This is a genomic window from Candidatus Oscillochloris fontis (assembly GCF_004138135.1).
Classification (GTDB): domain Bacteria; phylum Chloroflexota; class Chloroflexia; order Chloroflexales; family Chloroflexaceae; genus Oscillochloris; species Oscillochloris fontis.
In genome coordinates this window covers 32,185-50,355 of the sequence record NZ_RYFD01000032.1, presented here as the reverse complement: position 1 = coordinate 50,355, position 18,171 = coordinate 32,185, and the positions used below count along the sequence as shown (strand labels likewise).

The window sequence follows — 18,171 nt, the reverse complement described above, 5'->3', positions numbered from 1 at the left end:
TTTGTTCCTACTTCCATGATGACACAAAAGAGCTTCCTTGGCTGTTTTCTTAGCTTGAGGGGTATAGGGGCGCGTCGTGACGCGCCCTCCGGCGCGATGACCGAGCCAACGCACGATCCCCTTTACCTCTAGCATACAGGTTAAAACCGCGTTGTATAGTTGTGAATTTCCGAACTACTCAAATTGGCATTCGGTTAAGCGTCATCTTGCGCCTCGGTTGTTGACCGCAGAGGACGCAGAGGACGCAGAGGAACGCAGAGGAAGAACCAGAGGGCGTAAGGTAACGCGAAACCCATCCCTCTGCGCACCTCTGTCTCCTCTGTGGTTGCTGCGGATCGCTAGCTGAGCTTGTCGAAGCCAACGGCGGGTTACATCACACCCGGTTATCCCCGTAACTATTCACACTTCTCCTAGCCTCCAGGTTTTGACGCCAAGACGCAAAGGCGCAAAGCCTGCAACAAAACCTTTGCGTCGTTGCGCCTTTGCGTCAATCAGAAGCTTTCTTTACCCCAAGTGTGAACAGTTACTTACCCCCAACAACTTGCATATCATCGGAATTTTTGCTACGCTCTACGCATAACAACGCCCAACCCATTCCCTGAGGAGCGCCCTATGCCCCCCGCTGCCACGCCGCTCGCCACCGCCCGCGCCGGGGTTCGACATGCCCGTTGGCCCGCGCTGCTCGCCGGGATGAGCGGGGCGGCAACCGTAGGGTTGCTAGGAGCAGCGGGGTTCGCGCCCCTCCTCGCGGGCATGGGCGCGGGGGCACTCGTCACTGGCCCCGTTATGGAGTGGCTCACCAGCATGGGCATGAACGCCCTCGCGGGCTGGGTGGGCAACCTCGCAGCCGACGGGATGCAGGCCGCACTGGCCGAGGATGCCCCCGACCCGGTATGGCTCGCGGCGTTGGCCGTGCGCCTCGATGCTGCCGCCGCCAGCGACCAGGCGCTCGCCACGGAGTTAGCCACGTTCCTGAAGGATCTCGATGCGGTGCCGCTGGCGCTCGCGGCGCTTGCCGAGGAGCAGGGGGCGCAGAGTGATCTGCTGTTGGTGCAGCACGATCTGTTGCGGAACCTCAGCGAGGATATGGCGCGCCTGAAGCTCGCGGGCGGCGCGTTGGGGCCGGTGGTGGTGGCCGAGGCCGACCGGGTGATTGCCGCTGTGACTGCCCGCAACGACACGCGCTTTGACCATCTCCTCGCGGCGATCACGGCGCTCAGGGATGCCCAACGCCAAGCGCTCATCACCATCACTGGGGCGCAAACGGGCGATGTGACCTTTCGGGGGGATGTAGCAGGCGGCAATATCTACAAGTACACGGTTGTCCACCACCCCTTCACCCCCCGCTCCACCCAAGCCACCCCCGCAGAGTTGGCAGCGGCCCAGGCCGCGCTCGCGGCGCTGCCCACGGCAACCATTCCCGAACCGCAGGATGGGCTACCCGCTGGCTCGTGGCTGGGCGGGCTGCGCCGCAACCACCAGTTCGTTGGCCGCGAAGCCGACTTATTGGTGCTGGCGGGGCTGCTCAAAGGCGGCCAGAGCGTCGCGGTGAACCAGGGGCCAGCGGCGGTGGCCAGCGGCTTGGGCGGCATTGGCAAGACCCAGTTGGCGATAGAGTTTGCCTACCGCTACGGCCAGCACTTCGCCGGCGTCTTCTGGCTCTCCTTCGCCCAGCCCGCTGCTGTCCCCGCCGAGTTTGCCCGTCTGGGTGGGGCGGGGTATCTGCAACTCTTCACCGAGGCGGCGGGCCTCAAACTCGATGAGCAGGTACACCTGGTGCGCTCCCGCTTGGCCTGCGGGCTGCCCTACCTGCTCATCTTCGACAACTGCGAAGAACCGCACCTAGTACGCGACCACCACCCCGGCGGCGCAACCCGCGTGCTGATCACCAGCCGCAACCCCGATTGGCCGGGCGACCTGGGGGTGCAGCGCCACGCCTTGGGCGTACTGCGCCGCGCCGAGAGCATCGCCCTGCTGCGTCAGCACCGCCCCGAACTGCGTGACGCCGAGGCCGACGCCCTGGCTGGCGAGTTGGGCGACCTGCCGCTGGCGCTGCACTTGGCCGGGCGCTTCTTGGCGGGCCTAGCCAAACGCTGGAGCATAGATCGTTACCTTGAAGAACTCCGCAGCCCGCGCCTCTTCGAGCGGCTACCGCTACGCGAACGGGACGGCACCCTACCCACCGGCCACAACCGCGACGTAGCGCGCAGCTTCGCCCTGAGCTACGAGCGCCTTGAGCCAGAGGCGGAAGAGGATGCCCTGGCGCTGCGCCTCCTCGCCCGTGCGGCCCATCTCGTACCGGGGGAGGTGCTACCCACCGCGCTGCTGCTAGCCACCCTAGAGCAAGCCGCCGACGATACCGACGCCGAACTGCTGGCCGAAGCCGCACTAGATCGCCTCATCGCCCTGGGCCTGATCGAACGCGAAGGCGACGCAGGGCTACGCATGCACCGCCTGGTGGGTGCCTACGTGCGCCAAGTCAGCACCGATAGCGCGGCGCAGGAAGCGGTGGAGCGGGTGGTGCTTGCCGAAGCACGCAATCTGGATGACGCCCCAACCCTCGCACCGATCAACACCTTTCTCCCCATCCTGCGTGGCGTCACCGACGCAGCGCTGGGGCGCGAGGATGAACGAGCGGCGGATCTGTGCATCTGGATCGGGCGACACCTAGATCGACTAGGTAGCTATGCTTCAGCGCAGCCCTACGTCGAACGCGCCCTGGCGATCAACGAGCGGGTGTTGGGGGCCGAGCATCCCGATACCGCCACCAGCCTCAACAATCTCGCCGTGCTGTACGAATCCCAGGGGAATTACGCGGCGGCGCTGCCGCTCTACGAACGCGCCCTGGCGATCAACGAGCGGGTGTTGGAGGCCGAGCATCCCCATACCGCCCAAAGCCTCAACAACCTCGCCGGGCTGTACTACGCGCAGGGGAACGTCGCGGCGGCGCTGCCGCTCCACGAACGCGCCCTGGCGATCCGCAAGCGGGTGTTGGGGGCCGAGCATCCCCAGACCGCCACCAGCCTCAACAACCTCGCCATGCTGTACGATTCGCAGGGGAATGTCGCGGCAGCGCTGCCGCTCTACGAACGCGCCCTGGCGATCAACGAGCGGGTGTTGGGGGCCGAGCATCCCCATACCGCCCAAAGCCTCAACAACCTCGCCGGGCTGTACCGTGCGCAGGGGAACTACGCGGCGGCGCTACCGCTCCACGAACGTGCCCTGGCGATCTTCGAGCGGGTGTTGGGGGTCGAGCATCCCCATACCGCCTTAAGCCTCAACAACCTCGCCGAACTCTACCGTGCCCAGGGGAACGTCGCGGCGGCGCTGCCGCTCGCCGAACGCGCCTTGGCGATCTTCGAGCGGGTGTTGGGGGCCGAGCATCCCCATACCGCCTTAAGCCTCAACAACCTCGCCGAACTCTACCACGTCGCGGCGGCGCTGCCGCTCGCCGAACGCGCCCTAGCGATCCGAGAGCGGGTGTTGGGGGCCGAGCATCCCGATACCGCCCAAAGCCTCACCAACCTCGCCGGGCTGTACCGTGCGCAGGGGAACGTCGCGGCGGCGCTGCCGCTCGCCGAACGCGCCCTGGCGATCCGAGAGCGGGTGTTGGGGGCCGAGCATCCCGCTACCGCCACCAGCCTCAACAACCTCGCCGCGCTGTACGAATCCCAGGGGAACTACGCGGCGGCGCTGCCGCTCCACGAACGCGCCCTGGCGATCCGCGAGCGGGTGTTGGGGGCCGAGCATCCGCAGACCGCAGGCAGCCTCAACAATTTGGCGATCAATCACTACTACCAAGGCGATCTGGCTACTGCCGAGCGGCTGATGAGCCGGGCACTGCGGATCTACGAAGCGCGGCTTGGCGCTGACCATCCCCATACGCAACAGGTGAGCCAGAGTCTGGCTGTTATTCGGCAGCGCATGGGCGGAACCGCAGGACACGGCACTGATTGAGCAGGTGTTGGCGTTGCTTTAGCTATGAGGTTCGTCGTCACTCGACCGTTGCGTTATGGCCCTCACCCCCAACCCCTCTCCCGTGGGCTTCGCCCACAGGAGAGGGGGGCACATTCCTCCGTTATCCCGAATCATATTCCCCCCTCGCCTGTTCGCGCAGCGAACGGGAGAGGGGGGTTAGGGGGGTGAGGGCCATTCCTGGGAGCGAGGGCAGGACGCCCTCGCCGTGGATACGAGGGCAAGATGCCCTCGCTCCCAGATCCGCCAGCGGTATCACAGCACCAACTCCCCGCCGTTGGCTTCGACAAGCTCAGCCAACGGCGCGCTGGCGGTGGCTGAGCTTGTCGAAGCCGAGCCTGTCAAAGCCACCATGCCACATGTTTCTCATGAGATGGTCAGTATCAAGCAGGTACATCACCATCCTGACCTTCCGGTGGGTGCTGCGCTTCTCGGTACTGGCGGCCAAGCTGACTTGCTTCGTCAAATGCAGGTGTAGCGGCAAAGACACCACTGATCTGTTCCCACCAAGGAACAATGGCGGGCTGGGCTAACTGCTGTTTGAGCATACGCAATTCTTGTTCGAGCATGGCCACGCGATCTTCAAGGGTCATGGTTGGCATGGTGTCACCCCTCTATGCTCTTGGTATACATTCATTATAGCCATAATCTGTGGCGTACCGCGAGCCGGGGGGTGGCATGCTGGATCGTTGGCTGCACAGCAAGAACATGCTAGAATGATAGACGAACAGGTAGCAGACCTGAAATAACGGTAAGGTACTAGCAATGAGCGAGGTAGTAAGTTACTCCGATTCTGTGCAGCGTGATCTCCAACGGGCAATCACTATTTTGAAAGATGGCGGCTGCAAATCAATTTTTCTATTTGGATCGGCATCTACGGGGAATATGCACACGAAATCAGATCTAGACTTTGCAGTTCACGGATGTCCACCGCAGAACTTCTTTGCACTGCTTACCCACCTGCTCACCGATCTGGAACATCCTGTCGATCTGGTTGATCTCGATCTGCCTAGCCCTTTTGTTGAAGCCTTACTGCGTAGTGACAAACTGGTGCAACTTGGCTAATACGCTTGCACAATCACTGACTATCGTAGCCTTTGTGGCATTTCTCACCACAACGCCTGATGCCCCATAGCGGGGTGGTAAGGCTGGCGGGTCTCGATGCACAGGATACGGCACTGATTGAGCGGGTGTTGGCGTTGCTTTAGCTATGAGGTAGCACCGGCTTCCAGCCGGTCACGATGCGCCACCGCTAGTGCGCCCGCTGGCTTCGACAGGCTCAGCCAGCGGGCTTCTGCGCTGCCTGAGCTTGTCGAAGCCAGCGCGAGGGTTAAGCGTCCTCTTGCGCCTCGGTTGTTGACCGCAGAGGAGGCAGAGGAACGCAGAGGAAGAACCAGAGGGCGTAAGGTAACGCGAAACCCATCCCTCTGCGTACCTCTGTGTCCTCTGCGGTTGCTATGGTGTACCACCGAGGATGATGCCCTCCTTGCTCCGGTTGTTGACCGCAGAGGACACAGAGAAACGCAGAGGAAGAGCCAGAGGGCGTAGCGACTTTGCCCCACCCTATTACCTCCCCCACTCCAATTGCATCCCAATGCCCCATATGCTACAATCAACCTAAGAGCCACGGCGGGAACCGATGGCGGGCGTTTCGCGGCCCGTAGGTCCTGTAGCGCGGCTTTTTCTATGATTGGAACTACTCACCAAGGAGCACAACGCATATGGAGAAGCAGGATCTGCTGCACACGATGGTCGAGCATATTGACATCAAGGCGGTCAATGTGGTTCCGCTGATTGAGATGATGGGCCGCACCGCCTTCCAAGCCCGCAATCTGGCGCGTGCTGCCCAGATCGCCGATGCGATGGTGGCTGATACCCAGGCTACGGTCATTCTGACCCTCGCGGGCAGTCTGATCTCGGCGGGACAGAAGGGGGTTATCCTCGATCTGCTGCGCTGCAATGCGGTGGATGTGATCGTCTCCACCGGGGCAAATATCGTGGATCAGGACTTCTTCGAGGCACTCGGCTATCGCCACTACCAGGGCACCCCGTTCGTAGACGATAACGATCTGCGCGAGCGCATGATTGACCGCATCTACGATACCTATATTGATGAGGAAGAACTGCGCGTCTGCGACGATACCACCCGCATGATTGCCGACAGCATGGCTCCGGGGGCGTACTCTAGCCGCGAGTTCATTCGCGCAATGGGCGCGTACCTCGATCAGCACCACCCAGAGGCGGAGAGTATCGTGCTGGAGTGCTACCGCCGCGATGTGCCAATCTTCGTCCCCGCCTTCTCCGACTGCTCGGCGGGGTTTGGGCTGGTCGCGCATCAGGTGAGTAATCCCCAGGCCCACGTCAGCATTGATAGTGTCAAGGATTTCCGCGAATTGACCGCGATTAAGGTCTGGGCGGGAACCACCGGCTTGCTCATGCTGGGTGGCGGCGTGCCCAAGAACTTTGTGCAGGATATTGTGGTTTCGGCGGAGTTCCTCGGCTATGAGGCTCCGATGCACCAGTACGCAGTGCAACTCACCGTCGCCGATGAGCGCGATGGTGCCCTCTCTGGCTCGACGCTCAAGGAGGCCAACTCGTGGGGTAAGGTTAGTCTCGCCCAGGAGCAGATGGTGTATGGTGAAGCCACCGTCACCTTCCCGCTCTTGGCCGGGTATGTCTACCACAAGGGCAACTGGCAGAACCGCAGCGCCCGCGCTTGGGGCCGCGCCCTCAGCGAGGGCCGCGAGTTGCACATGGCTGAGGCGCAGGTGTAGGGGTACACAGAGTCCTTTTGTTGACGCCAAGGCGCAAAGACGCAAAGGTTTTGTTGAAGGCTTTGCGCCTTGGCGTCTTGGCGTCAAAACCTGGATGCTGGGTGTAGTGTAGTATCCACTCCCAACAGCAGCGAGATTCTTTATGAGCTTCCGAGTCCAAGCTCCCTATCAACCCACCGGCGATCAGCCCCAGGCGATTGCGCAGTTGGTCGCTGGCTTGAAGGCTGGCTACCGCCATCAGACCTTGCTGGGTGCCACGGGTACCGGCAAGACGTTTGTGATGGCCCAGATCTTTGAGCAGGCCCAGCGCCCCACACTGGTGATGGCACACAATAAGACGCTGGTCTCACAATTGTGGGCCGAGTTCCGCGATTTCTTGCCCGATGCGGCGGTTGAGATGTTCATCTCCTACTACGATGAGTATACCCCTGAGGCGTATGTGCCCAGTAAGGATCTCTATATCGAGAAGGAGGCGAGTATCAATGAGGAGATTGACCGCCTGCGCCACGCGGCGACTCAGGCGCTCTTTACGCGCCGCGATGTGTTGATTGTGGCCTCGGTCTCGGCGATCTTTGGCCTCGGTTCGCCCCAAGATTACGGGCAGGTGGTGGTTCCGATCCGCAACGGTGAGGTGCGTAACCGCGATAAGCTGCTGCGTCAGTTGATCGATCTTCAGTTTGAGCGTAACGATGTTGACTTTCATCGCGGTACGTTCCGCGTGCGCGGTGATACGCTCGATATTCTACCTGCCAATAGCGAGACGGCAGTACGCATCGAGTTTTGGGGCGATGAGGTTGAGCGGATTGTCGAGATTGACCCGCTCACCGGCGAGATTCTGCTTACCCGCACGGCGGTAGACATCTACCCCGCCAAGCACTTTGTCACCACCAAGGATAAACTGGCGGCGGCGGTGCAGACTATTCAGGACGAGTTGGGCGAGCGGCTGCGCGAACTTGAAGCGGCGGGCAAGAATCTGGAAGCGGCGCGCCTCAAGCAGCGCACCATGTATGATCTGGAGATGCTCGGCGAGGTTGGCTACTGCTCCGGGATCGAGAACTATTCGCGCCACATGGATGGACGTAGCCCCGGCCAGACGCCCTGGACGCTGCTCGACTACTTCCCTGATGATTTCTTGCTCTTTATTGATGAGAGCCATATCAGTCTGCCGCAGGTGCGCGGTATGTATAAGGGCGACCGCTCGCGCAAAGAGACGCTGGTGGATTTTGGTTTCCGCCTGCCTTCGGCGCTCGACAACCGGCCCTTGCAGTTTGAGGAGTTTGCCGAGCACGTTTATCAGGCCATCTATGTTTCGGCCACCCCCGGCCCCTACGAGCGCGAGCAGAGCCAGCAGATTGTTGAGCAGATCATCCGCCCCACCGGGCTGGTTGATCCGATCATCGAGGTGCGCCCCAGCAAGGGCCAGATTGATGATCTGGTGGCCGAAATCCGCCTGCGGGTCACGAAGGGGCAGCGTGCCCTCGTCACCACCCTCACCAAACGCATGGCCGAGGATCTGGCCGATTATCTGAAAGAGGTCGGGGTGCGTACCATGTACCTGCACGCCGACATTGACACCCTCGAACGGATCGAAATTCTACGCGATCTACGCCTCGGCATCTACGATACAGTCGTGGGTATCAACCTGCTGCGCGAGGGGCTGGATCTGCCCGAAGTGAGCCTGATCGCCATTCTGGACGCGGATAAAGAGGGCTACTTGCGCTCCGAGACCTCGCTCATCCAGATCGTCGGGCGGGCGGCGCGCCACCTTGAGGGCCGCGTGATCATGTATGCCGACACGATCACCAAATCAATGGACGCGGCAATCAAGGAGACCCAGCGCCGCCGTGACATCCAGATCGCCCACAATCTGCGCCACAACATTACCCCGGTGGGCATCTCCAAGGGTGTGCGCGATCTCTCCGACCGGCTGCGCAAACTGGCCGAGGAGCGGGGCGAATACCAAGTGCAGAGCCGCAATGATACGGCACACGCGATTGTTCACGAGCTGCCCCGCGAGGAGATCCACAAACTGATCAAGGATCTGGAGAAGCAGATGAAGCAGGCCGCCAAGGATCTGGCCTTTGAGAAGGCGGCGGCGCTGCGCGATCAGATCATGGAGTTGAGGAAGACCTTAGCCTTGTAGGGGCGAAGCATCGCCCATCATGTGGCCTGAGGAATAGGTCTATATTGGTGGGCGATGCTTCGCCCCTACAGGATCAAACATCACCCAATCATGGCAGTTCAAGTCTGGATCGGCGACAAGCCCGAACACCCCAACGAGCGGCGCGCCATCATGTCCCTGGCCAACGGGTTTGATCGGTTGGATGGCCTCCACCTGATCCTGGCCAACTTTAGTGTGGGTGGGCGCACGATAGATCTCGTCATTATCAAGCGCGACGCGGTCTTTATTATTGAACTCAAGCATTGCGATGGGCGGGTGATCGGCACGGTCAACGGGCCATGGTTTGTTGAAGGCCGCAACGGTGAACAGAAGCGGCTCAATCCGGGGCGCAAAAACCCCTACAACCAGGTCATTTCCTACTTCCACGCACTGACCAACTTCCTCAACGAGCATCGCCGCGAGTTCCTTTCGGAGCAGAAGGCGAGCAATGTGGATTTCCGCACCTGTAAACGGGTGGTGGTGATTGCGCCGACGCTCGAACCAGATTCAGAGATTGAACTCGACTGGAAGGTGCAACTCAAGGGGCTAGACGAACTGCCCGCCTACCTGATCACCGAGCGCTCCTCGGAGATCGAACTGAGCGACGAGGAGATGCGCGCCATTCCGGCGTTGCTCCACTGTACCCCCTGGGAAGAGATCAACACCGTCATCCACGGTGCCTTCCAGGAACCAGCCGCTGCCACACCACCACCTGAGCCTGCGCCAGTACCACCCGCCGACCGCTGGCGTAGCCCCCTGGGGCGCAGCGCCATCGGTCTGGGGGTGGCGCTACTCACCCTGCTGATCGCCCTCGCAATACGGCCTACCAGTGGGCCACTGCAACACGCCGACCAACTCTTCCTCCCGCTTGCCGAAGTGACGGGCGTGCCGACAGGCGGCGTCACCTTCAGAACAACATCCATAGAAGGCAGTTGCATCTGGCCGAGCTACCAACTCGTCGGCAAACGCTGGGAGAGTAGCAGCAAGGTGTGGGTGAGTGTTGCCAATGGTAGCCCCAACCTTCCCCCTGATGTCGTGGTCATCTTGGAGGAGGTCGCCACCTGTGATGGACAGATCAGCCTCACCTGGAGTCTCCAGAACCAGAGCGAACAGACCATCAGCTTCCCGCTGCGCAACGACAACATCCAGATCAGCGACAACCTCGGCAACCAATACCTGCTCGACGAAACCAGTGCCCAACCAGCAATCCTACGCCTCACCCCCGGCGAGAAAGAACGCGGAAGCGTCCACACAGATCGCCCGCTCAGCCGGAGTGCCTCCGCGCTGATTGTTCGGCTCAAACACCAACCATTTGGCGAAGCCAGTTTTATGGTCGCATTACCGCGTTGAGTCGCTAAATATCACCCCTTCTTGCGTTATGCTATACTACACATCCCTGTCTGCAACGTAAGGATACGTCCTATGACCGCACAAATTGTTGAATACCTCCGCCGGGTCGTCATCTTTGGCGGTCTAACCGATGAAGACATCCTTCAAATCGCCAGCCTGTGTCGGGTGCAGAAGATGGCACCTAATCAGGTCGTCTTCAATGAAGGCGATGATGGTGATGAGATGATGGTCATCATTGAGGGCTGTGTGCGGGTCGCACTCATGACCCGCTCGGCGCAAGGTGCCATGGCACTCAGCACGATCAACATGCTCTACGGCGGTCAGAGTTTTGGCGAGATGGTGCTACTCGGCGGGGCCACCCGTTCCGCCACCGTTACCTGTGTTGAACCGTGTGTCTTTCTCGTCATCCGCGAACGCGACTTCGCAGCACTCTGCGAGAAGAGTCCCCGCATTGGCTATAAAGTCATGCGCAACTTGGCGTCGGATCTCTCCTATAAACTGCGCTCCTCCAACCTGCTGTTGCGCGGCAACATCCGCTGGCAGGGGGGCGAGCTGGGGAAACGATCCTAACCTATGCAGCGTGTGTTGATTGTTGATGACGAACCGGCTATTGTCACGGTCATCCGCGAACGCCTTGAGCGTGAGGGATTGCATGTGCAGACGGTGGGGAGTGGCGAGGCGGCGCTCCACCTGATCAACCAACAGCCGATTGATCTCGTCCTACTCGATGTGGGTTTACCCGACATTGATGGGTTCGAGGTGCTGCGCCGCCTGCGTGCCCACGACCTCGACACCCCCGTGCTGCTCCTCACCGCCCGTGGTGATGAGATTGATCGCGTGGTGGGCCTTGAGCTTGGTGCCGATGACTATGTGGTCAAGCCCTTCTCGGTGCGTGAGTTGGTCGCCCGCGCCCGCGCCTTGCTCCGCCGCGCTGCCCTGCGTACCCGCCCGGCTGAACCGAGCACACCACCCTCGCCGCTCCAGATCGATCAGCCCCGCCGCCACGTCACCTTCCAGGGCCACCTACTCGAACTGCGCCCCCGCGAGTTTGATCTACTCGCCTTCCTCGCCCGCCACCCCGGCCAGGTCTTTAGCCGCGAGACCCTCTTGCGCCAAGTTTGGGGCCAGGACGGCTTCCTCGATGAGCGCACCGTAGATGTCCATATCCGCCGTCTGCGCGCCAAACTGGCCGAGGTTGATCCCACTGCCGAACTCATTCAGACCGAATGGGGCGTCGGGTATCGTTTTGCGGAGTGATGGATTACTCCCCTACCAACTCAGCAATCGTAATCAACCGATGCGACATCTCTACCCCGGATTCATCCACCACCTTATCCCCAATGCACGAAACGAGCGTCACCATCTCGCGCCCCTGGGGCATAATATACTCGACCTGATCGGGTGTCACCCATACTTGCCGCGCAATCACATAGTGACGTACAGCCCCCTTCGCATCAGAGAGCATGATCGTATCGCCAATCTCTAGATCCTTAATTCGTGCAAAGGGAGCCGGAATGTTGGGCGCAGATCGAAAACGCAGCACATGGCCCCAGAGCACAATATTGTCACGCTGGCCAAGCCGCGCACTCAGGTTGTACCACCCCACCTCGTGGTTGGGTACAATCGGAACCCGCTGCTCATCTAAGCCTACCGAGATGATCTCCTGATCTAGATCAATCGCCGCGATCTGGAGCCGGGTTGGCGGAGCAGCCACCACAACGAGGCTCGGTGTTGGGCTAGGCGTGGCCGTAGGCGACGGCAGCGGGCTAGGCGTGGCCGTAGGCGACGGCAGCGGGCTGGGCGTGGCCGTAGGCGACGACGGCACCGAAGTTGCTACGTGCATAGCCAGTGGGCTGGCGGTAGCTTCAGGAGCAACCATCGGCTTAGAATCTGATCCACAGGCGGTCAGCAGGATGAGCGCAAGCAGAAGAACGATGTATTGCATAGATACCTGATAAAATAGAACCACACTGAGGATACAGAAGGCTGAAACCCTATGAGTGACGATCTGCGCGACTGGTGGGAAGAACTACTCCAAGTACACGAATTTGCGCTCTACCACGATTATGCCGAAAACCTGACTCGCCAGGAGGTGGATTTTCTCAGTCAGGCGCTCAGCCTGCGCGGGGTTGAGACGATCCTCGATCTGGCATGTGGTGGCGGGCGGCACAGTATCGAACTGGCCCAACGTGGCCTCACCGTAGTGGGACTTGATGCCTCGGAACGTGTGCTGGCCCATGCACGCAACCGCGCCAGCGAGCTTGATCTGAGTGTCACCTTTGTTCAGGGCGACATGCGCAACCTCACTGATGTCGGGCGTTTCGATGCCATCCTGATTATGAATAGTAGCCTGGGCTTCTTTGATGATCCGACCAATCTTCAGGTGCTCGCCGGGGCTGCCCGCGCTTTGGCCCCCGGCGGAAAGCTGCTGCTCCAGTGTATCAATCCCTACCAGATTGACGCCTATATGCGTGAATTCCGCAACGGATGGTACCAACTCGGTAGTGGGTATGTCCTGCGTGAAGCCCGCTTTGAGCCACGTGAAGCCACCCTGTATATTGATTATCGCTATATTGATCCTTCCCAGAGCCTTGATCTGACCCACCCCGGTGATCGCATCCGCCTCTACGGCTTCCCCGAATTAGCGGCGATGCTGGCAGAAGTTGGCTTGCGCCCACTCAGTGTCTTTGGCGACGCGATCTTACCCCCCGTCACCTTTGGTGAATCGAGCCTCTGGCAAGTGCTGGTCGCGGTACGCGATCTGGGTGAGGGCTGATCCGCCCTCACCCGGTGGAGGTTCGGGGGCGCAGCCCCAGAACCTCCATATCATCGGAACGGCGGCGACGCCAACACCCCACCCGCACCGAGGTTCCATGCCTTATTCGGGCCACGTTCCATCGCAAAAGGCGTGCTTGGCCCTAGATTGCGGTTATAGATGTCGGCGTAGTTCCCGACGAGCCGAACGATCTGGTAGCCAAAATCGTTACTCAGACCCAAGGTGGTACCAAAGTCGCCCTCTAGGCCAAGCAGACGCCGCACCCGTGGGTCGGTGCTAGTGGCCTTCATCTGCTCAACATTGGTCTGATCAACCCGCAACTCTTCGGCATACATTGTCGCAAAGACCACCCAACTCACCACATCACGCCACTGCTCATCGCCCTCAATGAAGGCCGGGCCAAGCGGCTCACGCGAGATGCGCTCACCCAAGATGGTATGATCTTCCGGGCGTTCAAGCGTCTGCCGCTTCGAGGCTAGTTGCGAACTATCGCTCGTGACCGCATCACACTCACCACGATCATAGGCGGGGTAGAGTTGGTTCTCATCATCGTAGAGCACCTGCTCAAAGCTGATTCCACGCGCCGCAAAATCATCACTCAGGTTCTGGGCACTTGTAGTGCCGCGTGCCACACAGATCTTCTTCCCCGCCAAATCATTCAGGCTCGTAATCTGCGTAGCGCTACGCACCATAAAAGTCTGGCCATCGTGGAAAGTAGTAGGGCCAAAGGCCAGTTGCGCCAAATCACGGCCCAGAGTCCAGGTCGTATTACGGAAGAGCACATCCACACTGCCACTCCGCACCGCCTCAAAGCGCTCGTTCTGCCCAGACGTATTGAGGGAGACAAACTCAACCGCCTGCGCATCGGCAAAGATTGCCGCCGCCAGCGCACGGCAGAAATCCACATCAAAACCACTCCAACGCCCCCGCACATTGTCGTAGAAACCAAAACCGGGCAGATCGGCATTCGTGCCACAAATGAGCTTACCCCGCGCCTTCACACGCTCCAACATGCTACCCGACACCGTTGTGGGATTCTCTTCCGGTACTACCGTTGCCGTTGCAGCCGGATCAACCACATCAGTTGATGCATCCACTGATGTCGCTATGGGCGCCCCCGTCGGCTGCCCACGTGGGTCAGGGGTCGCAGTGACAATCACAATGACTGGTTCGGGCGTAGCTTGCTGCCCAAAAGGCAGGCTACATGCCGCCAGCAAGAGTACGATGGTCAACGCGGCGACACGAAACGCCAAGAGGTGTGGGCGAATCATAATAGCCCTCCTTAGGGACAAGAGTTGACTCCTACAGTGGTGATACTTACATCTATTGTATATCACCCAGAGCATGTGCAACGTCACCTCCGGTGGGGGTTCCCGAAGAACTTTTTTTCTCGTATGTTGGCGACTTCGTCGCCAACATACGAGAAAAAAGCGGGTCTGGGGCACAGCCCCAAGGATTTCGCCCATGCCCTCTATCTCACGTTCTCCTCATTGACATGCTCCAATCTGACAGGTATAGTTATCTGAGGCACATCGTGTGTTCTGTTTATTATTGTCTCATTTCTCGCTGTAGGAGGCGCTGGTGTCGGTTGAGCAAACCTCCCCGCTCGGTACATCACCATTCCCTGAGATCCGTGCGTCACGTCACATAAGCCGCCGCGTGTGGCTTATTCTGACGGGGCTTTTTCTGCTGGTGCTCGGCGGTATCGGCACGGGTCTGTTTCTGTTTGATCGCAGCTATGCCGGACGCATCTACCCCAATGTGAGCATTCGCGGGGTGACCGTCGGCGACATGACTCCTGACGAGGCACGTCAGGTGCTGCAAGCAGAATTCTCACCCTTCTTGGCGCAGCCATTGACACTGACCTATGGCGAACAGATGTGGACGCCTACGGTGGCGGAGATTGGCGTGCGGCTAGAGATTGACAATGCAGTTGCCGCTGCCTATGCAACCGGGCGTGAGAATGGGCTCTTTTCCAATGCCAGCCAAGTCTGGGGCATCTGGCAACATGGCATAGAGTTACCGCTGCACCTGACGATCAATCAGGAGATGATGCAGCAGTACCTCGCAGCTCGCGTGGCTGAGATTGATCAGCCAGCAATTGATGCCCAGCTTGAACTTGATGGTACCCTGATCCATACCCAACCCGCCGCCACAGGCCAGCAATTGTTGATCAGTGAGAGTTTGCAAGAGATTATGGCGGCAATCCAAGATCTTGCGCCACAACAGATTGCGCTGCGTACCCGCGAACTCGAACCGCGCCTGAGTAACACTGCCGTCGAAACAGCGCAAGCTCAGATCAATGCGCTGATTGCTGAACCACTCACGATCACGGTCGGGAAGAAGGAGTTTGTCTGGTCTATTGATGATCTCGCCCACCTCGTGCGGGTCAATCAGGTGGCCGGGCCTGAAGGCGATACCTTAGTGGTCAGCCTTGACACCACACAGATCCAGGAGAAGATTAAGGCGATTGGCCACGCCACCGAGGTACAAGGGGTCTATCCCCGCGTCGAGTGGAATGGTGGCGACCTGCGCATCATTCGTGACGGTACCTCCGGCTCGCGGATTGATGAGCAGAGTGCCTATGAGCAGATTATGGCCGCACTCCAAGGTGGTGGTGACCCGGAGCGCAATGTGTCGCTCAGTTTTGTGACCATCCCTCCGCCGGTGACGGCAGAGAATATTCAGGAGCTTGGCATCACCGACCTACTTGCGGTTGGCAAGAGCGACTTCACTGGCTCGGCAGCCTACCGCGTCACCAATATTAAGGCCGGGATGGCGCTGCTGCATGGGGTTCTGATCGCTCCCGGTGAGGAGTTCTCGTTCAACAATACTGTTGGCCGGATTGATGCCTCCAATGGCTTTGTTGAGGGCTACGCAATTGTCCAGAATCGTACCCAACTTGAATGGGGGGGCGGTATCTGCCAGGACTCGACTACGGTCTTCCGTGCGGCTTTCTGGGCTGGCTTACCGATCACCGAGCGCTGGGGCCACTCCTTCTATATTAGTTGGTACGATAAGTATGCCTTTGGTGAGTATGGCCACGGGCCAGGTATGGACGCGACGATCTTTACGGGTGGGCCGGATCTGAAGTTCCTCAATGATACTGGCCACTGGCTGCTGCTTCAGACATCGGTCAATACCTCCACCCGCGTGGCTGAGGTGCGGATCTATGGTACCGATACTGGACGTGTCGTAGAACTCCAAGGCCCAACCACATCCAACCGCGTCCCCGCGCCGACTGAGCCGGTCTATGTCGCATCAAATGAGGTTGCCCCCGGTCGTCGCCGCCAGACCGATACGGCACGCGGTGGAATGCAGATTGACTTCGTGCGGATCGTATTCCAAAATGATCAGGTGATCGAGCGCCGCAACTTTTCCACGCGGTTCCGCCCGTGGCCAAATATCTATGAGGTCAACCCGGCAGACCTAGGGCCGGATGGCAAGCCACGCCCAACCGCAGAGCCAACGCCCACCGTAGACCCGAATCAACCCCCGGTGGACCCGCAGCCCCCGGTGGACCCGCAGCCCCCGGTGGACCCGCAGCCCCCGGTGGACCCGCAGCCCCCGGTGGACCCGCAGCCCCCGGTGGACCCGCAGCCCCCGGTGGACCCGCAACCCCCGATTACTGAGGGGTGACATACATAGAATGTAGGGGCGAAGCATCGCCATCCATGGAGTGGGGGAACCCGAACGAAGTTGGATGGCGATGCTTCGCCCCTACGGCATGCAGGAGTCATCTACAATGTGGGTAGGTCTCGACTTTGGCACCACCAATTCGAGTGCCGCAATCTATGATGGGCAACACCTGACCCTGCTGCCCATCGATCCGATCAATCAGAATCCCAGCATCTTGCGCTCCACGCTCTTTATGACCCGCGAGGGAGCCGCCTCAATTGGTCGCGAAGCGATCAACCGCTTCACTGAGGGCAATGTGGGCCGCGAGGTAGAATATGCCTGGAAGTATATCGGCAATGCTGAGGTCACCTTTGCGGGCCTCGGTACCCGTCAGCAGGCGCTCTACGCCAAGGTGGATGCTAACGCACCCGGACGCCTCTTCCAGTCTATGAAGAGCGGGCTGCGCGACCGTGCCTTCAGCCATACCAACGTCTTTGGTAGCGCCTACACGCTCGAAGCCCTGATCGCGATTGTGCTACGCCTGATCTATGAACGTATCGAGGCTAGTATTGGCCAGCCCGTGACGGGCATGGTAATCGGGCGGCCTGTCCACTATGCCGCTAATCCTCAGGCCGACGCACTGGCCTTTACGCGCATGCAGGCGGCCTGCCACCTCGCCGAGTTGCCCAATGTCACCTTCCTTGAGGAACCCACCGGCGCGGCGCTCTCGTATGCGCGCACGGTACGCCACGAAGAACATGTGTTGGTCTTTGACTTTGGCGGCGGCACCCTCGATGTCACGATTATGCGCCTGGATGGGCGCGGCAAACGCGAGTTCCTGGCCACCGATGGCGTGCCTGTAGGAGGCGACCTACTCGATCAGCGGTTGGTGATGGGCCGCCTACTGCCCCACTTTGGGGCCGGTGCCACCCTGGGGCCGCGCCGCTTACCCTTCCCGACCCACATTCTCGAACATCTCAGTGAGTGGCAGGCGATCAGCGAGATGACCCAGCCCAAGTACCTGGAGATTATTGAAGAGGCGGTGGCAATTGGGGATCGCAAGCCAGAACTTAAAGCCCTGCGTTCCCTGGTGCGCCAGAACTACGGCCTACCCATGTACGAGGCAGTCGAACGGGCCAAGGTGGAGCTTTCAGAACGTGAGCAGACGATCCTGGGCATGCACATGGGCGAGATTGACTTTGATGAGCGCATCCCACGTTGGGACTTCGAGCGCCTGATTGGTCCCGATGTGCGTGCGGTTGAGGCATGTATTGATCGCGCCCTCGCCGCCGCCGACCTGCGCCCCGACGAGATTGATGTGGTGCTGCGGACGGGTGGCTCCTCGCGCATTCCACGCTTTGTGCGCATGCTGAGCGACAAGTTCGGTGCCGATAAACTCCAAGAGATGGATGTCTTTACCGGCGTTGCCTCAGGCATGGCCGTGGCCGCCTATGAACACGGCCAATAACCGTAACATCCCTGCGCTACAATTCATCATACGGAGTACCAAATACTAG

The 18,171-nt window shown here is 60.1% G+C and carries 13 protein-coding genes; 10 read left to right on the top strand and 3 right to left on the bottom strand.

Going from position 1 to position 18,171, the window contains the following annotated elements:
* The first annotated feature begins 612 nt into the window (after nt 1-612).
* A complete protein-coding gene (locus EKD03_RS12665) occupies nt 613-3,957 on the top strand; it encodes a tetratricopeptide repeat protein (protein WP_129631238.1) in 3,345 nt (1,114 codons plus the stop codon).
* Between the two features lie 401 nt (nt 3,958-4,358).
* On the opposite strand, the gene EKD03_RS12660 is transcribed toward EKD03_RS12665, so the two are convergent.
* Nucleotides 4,359-4,577 carry a hypothetical protein gene (locus EKD03_RS12660; RefSeq protein ID WP_129631235.1) on the bottom strand — a complete coding sequence of 73 codons (219 nt, stop codon included), beginning with the start codon at nt 4,575-4,577 and terminating at the stop codon, nt 4,359-4,361.
* Between the two features lie 163 nt (nt 4,578-4,740).
* On the opposite strand from EKD03_RS12660, the gene EKD03_RS12655 reads away from it, so the two are divergent.
* From EKD03_RS12655 to EKD03_RS12630, 6 genes are all read left to right on the top strand, one after another.
* Complete coding sequence (locus EKD03_RS12655; protein ID WP_129631232.1) at nt 4,741-5,040, top strand: nucleotidyltransferase family protein; 300 nt, start codon at nt 4,741-4,743, stop codon at nt 5,038-5,040.
* A gap of 656 nt (nt 5,041-5,696) precedes the next feature.
* Entirely contained in the window at nt 5,697-6,749 is a 1,053-nt protein-coding gene (locus EKD03_RS12650) for a 1,9-bis(guanidino)-5-aza-nonane synthase (protein WP_129631229.1), read from the top strand.
* Between the two features lie 142 nt (nt 6,750-6,891).
* Entirely contained in the window at nt 6,892-8,892 is a 2,001-nt protein-coding gene (gene uvrB, locus EKD03_RS12645) for an excinuclease ABC subunit UvrB (RefSeq protein WP_129631226.1), read from the top strand.
* Between the two features lie 90 nt (nt 8,893-8,982).
* Complete coding sequence (locus EKD03_RS12640) at nt 8,983-10,260, top strand: nuclease-related domain-containing protein (protein ID WP_129631223.1); 1,278 nt, start codon at nt 8,983-8,985, stop codon at nt 10,258-10,260.
* 72 nt (nt 10,261-10,332) lie between these two features.
* Nucleotides 10,333-10,830, top strand: coding sequence for a Crp/Fnr family transcriptional regulator (locus EKD03_RS12635; RefSeq protein WP_129631219.1), 498 nt, complete (start codon nt 10,333-10,335; stop codon nt 10,828-10,830).
* Nucleotides 10,831-10,833: 3 nt separating this feature from the next.
* Entirely contained in the window at nt 10,834-11,517 is a 684-nt protein-coding gene (locus tag EKD03_RS12630; protein WP_129631216.1) for a response regulator transcription factor, read from the top strand.
* Nucleotides 11,518-11,521: 4 nt separating this feature from the next.
* Here the strand turns inward: EKD03_RS12630 and EKD03_RS12625 are convergent, their stop codons facing one another.
* Nucleotides 11,522-12,205 carry a sortase domain-containing protein gene (locus tag EKD03_RS12625; protein ID WP_129631213.1) on the bottom strand — a complete coding sequence of 228 codons (684 nt, stop codon included), beginning with the start codon at nt 12,203-12,205 and terminating at the stop codon, nt 11,522-11,524.
* A 51-nt stretch (nt 12,206-12,256) separates the two neighbouring features.
* Here EKD03_RS12625 and EKD03_RS12620 point away from each other — a divergent pair, with 51 nt between their 5' ends.
* On the top strand, nt 12,257-13,036 hold the full coding sequence (locus EKD03_RS12620; RefSeq protein WP_129631210.1) for a class I SAM-dependent methyltransferase: 780 nt from the start codon (nt 12,257-12,259) through the stop codon (nt 13,034-13,036).
* A gap of 50 nt (nt 13,037-13,086) precedes the next feature.
* On the opposite strand, the gene EKD03_RS12615 is transcribed toward EKD03_RS12620, so the two are convergent.
* On the bottom strand, nt 13,087-14,307 hold the full coding sequence (locus tag EKD03_RS12615; protein ID WP_129631207.1) for an amino acid ABC transporter substrate-binding protein: 1,221 nt from the start codon (nt 14,305-14,307) through the stop codon (nt 13,087-13,089).
* Between the two features lie 310 nt (nt 14,308-14,617).
* On the opposite strand from EKD03_RS12615, the gene EKD03_RS12610 reads away from it, so the two are divergent.
* Entirely contained in the window at nt 14,618-16,675 is a 2,058-nt protein-coding gene (locus tag EKD03_RS12610) for a VanW family protein (protein WP_129631204.1), read from the top strand.
* Between the two features lie 70 nt (nt 16,676-16,745).
* Nucleotides 16,746-18,122 carry an Hsp70 family protein gene (locus tag EKD03_RS12605; protein ID WP_238613511.1) on the top strand — a complete coding sequence of 459 codons (1,377 nt, stop codon included), beginning with the start codon at nt 16,746-16,748 and terminating at the stop codon, nt 18,120-18,122.
* Nucleotides 18,123-18,171 lie beyond the last annotated feature (49 nt).

Coding starts and splice junctions, on each gene's coding strand:
- EKD03_RS12655 (WP_129631232.1), top strand. CDS start 4,741: ATGAGCGAGGTAGTAAGTTACTCCGATTCTGTGCAGCGTGATCTCCAA.
- EKD03_RS12650 (WP_129631229.1), top strand. CDS start 5,697: ATGGAGAAGCAGGATCTGCTGCACACGATGGTCGAGCATATTGACATC.
- uvrB (WP_129631226.1), top strand. CDS start 6,892: ATGAGCTTCCGAGTCCAAGCTCCCTATCAACCCACCGGCGATCAGCCC.
- EKD03_RS12615 (WP_129631207.1), bottom strand. CDS start 14,307: ATGATTCGCCCACACCTCTTGGCGTTTCGTGTCGCCGCGTTGACCATC.
- EKD03_RS12635 (WP_129631219.1), top strand. CDS start 10,333: ATGACCGCACAAATTGTTGAATACCTCCGCCGGGTCGTCATCTTTGGC.
- EKD03_RS12640 (WP_129631223.1), top strand. CDS start 8,983: ATGGCAGTTCAAGTCTGGATCGGCGACAAGCCCGAACACCCCAACGAG.
- EKD03_RS12605 (WP_238613511.1), top strand. CDS start 16,746: ATGCTTCGCCCCTACGGCATGCAGGAGTCATCTACAATGTGGGTAGGT.
- EKD03_RS12620 (WP_129631210.1), top strand. CDS start 12,257: ATGAGTGACGATCTGCGCGACTGGTGGGAAGAACTACTCCAAGTACAC.
- EKD03_RS12665 (WP_129631238.1), top strand. CDS start 613: ATGCCCCCCGCTGCCACGCCGCTCGCCACCGCCCGCGCCGGGGTTCGA.
- EKD03_RS12660 (WP_129631235.1), bottom strand. CDS start 4,577: ATGCCAACCATGACCCTTGAAGATCGCGTGGCCATGCTCGAACAAGAA.
- EKD03_RS12630 (WP_129631216.1), top strand. CDS start 10,834: ATGCAGCGTGTGTTGATTGTTGATGACGAACCGGCTATTGTCACGGTC.
- EKD03_RS12625 (WP_129631213.1), bottom strand. CDS start 12,205: ATGCAATACATCGTTCTTCTGCTTGCGCTCATCCTGCTGACCGCCTGT.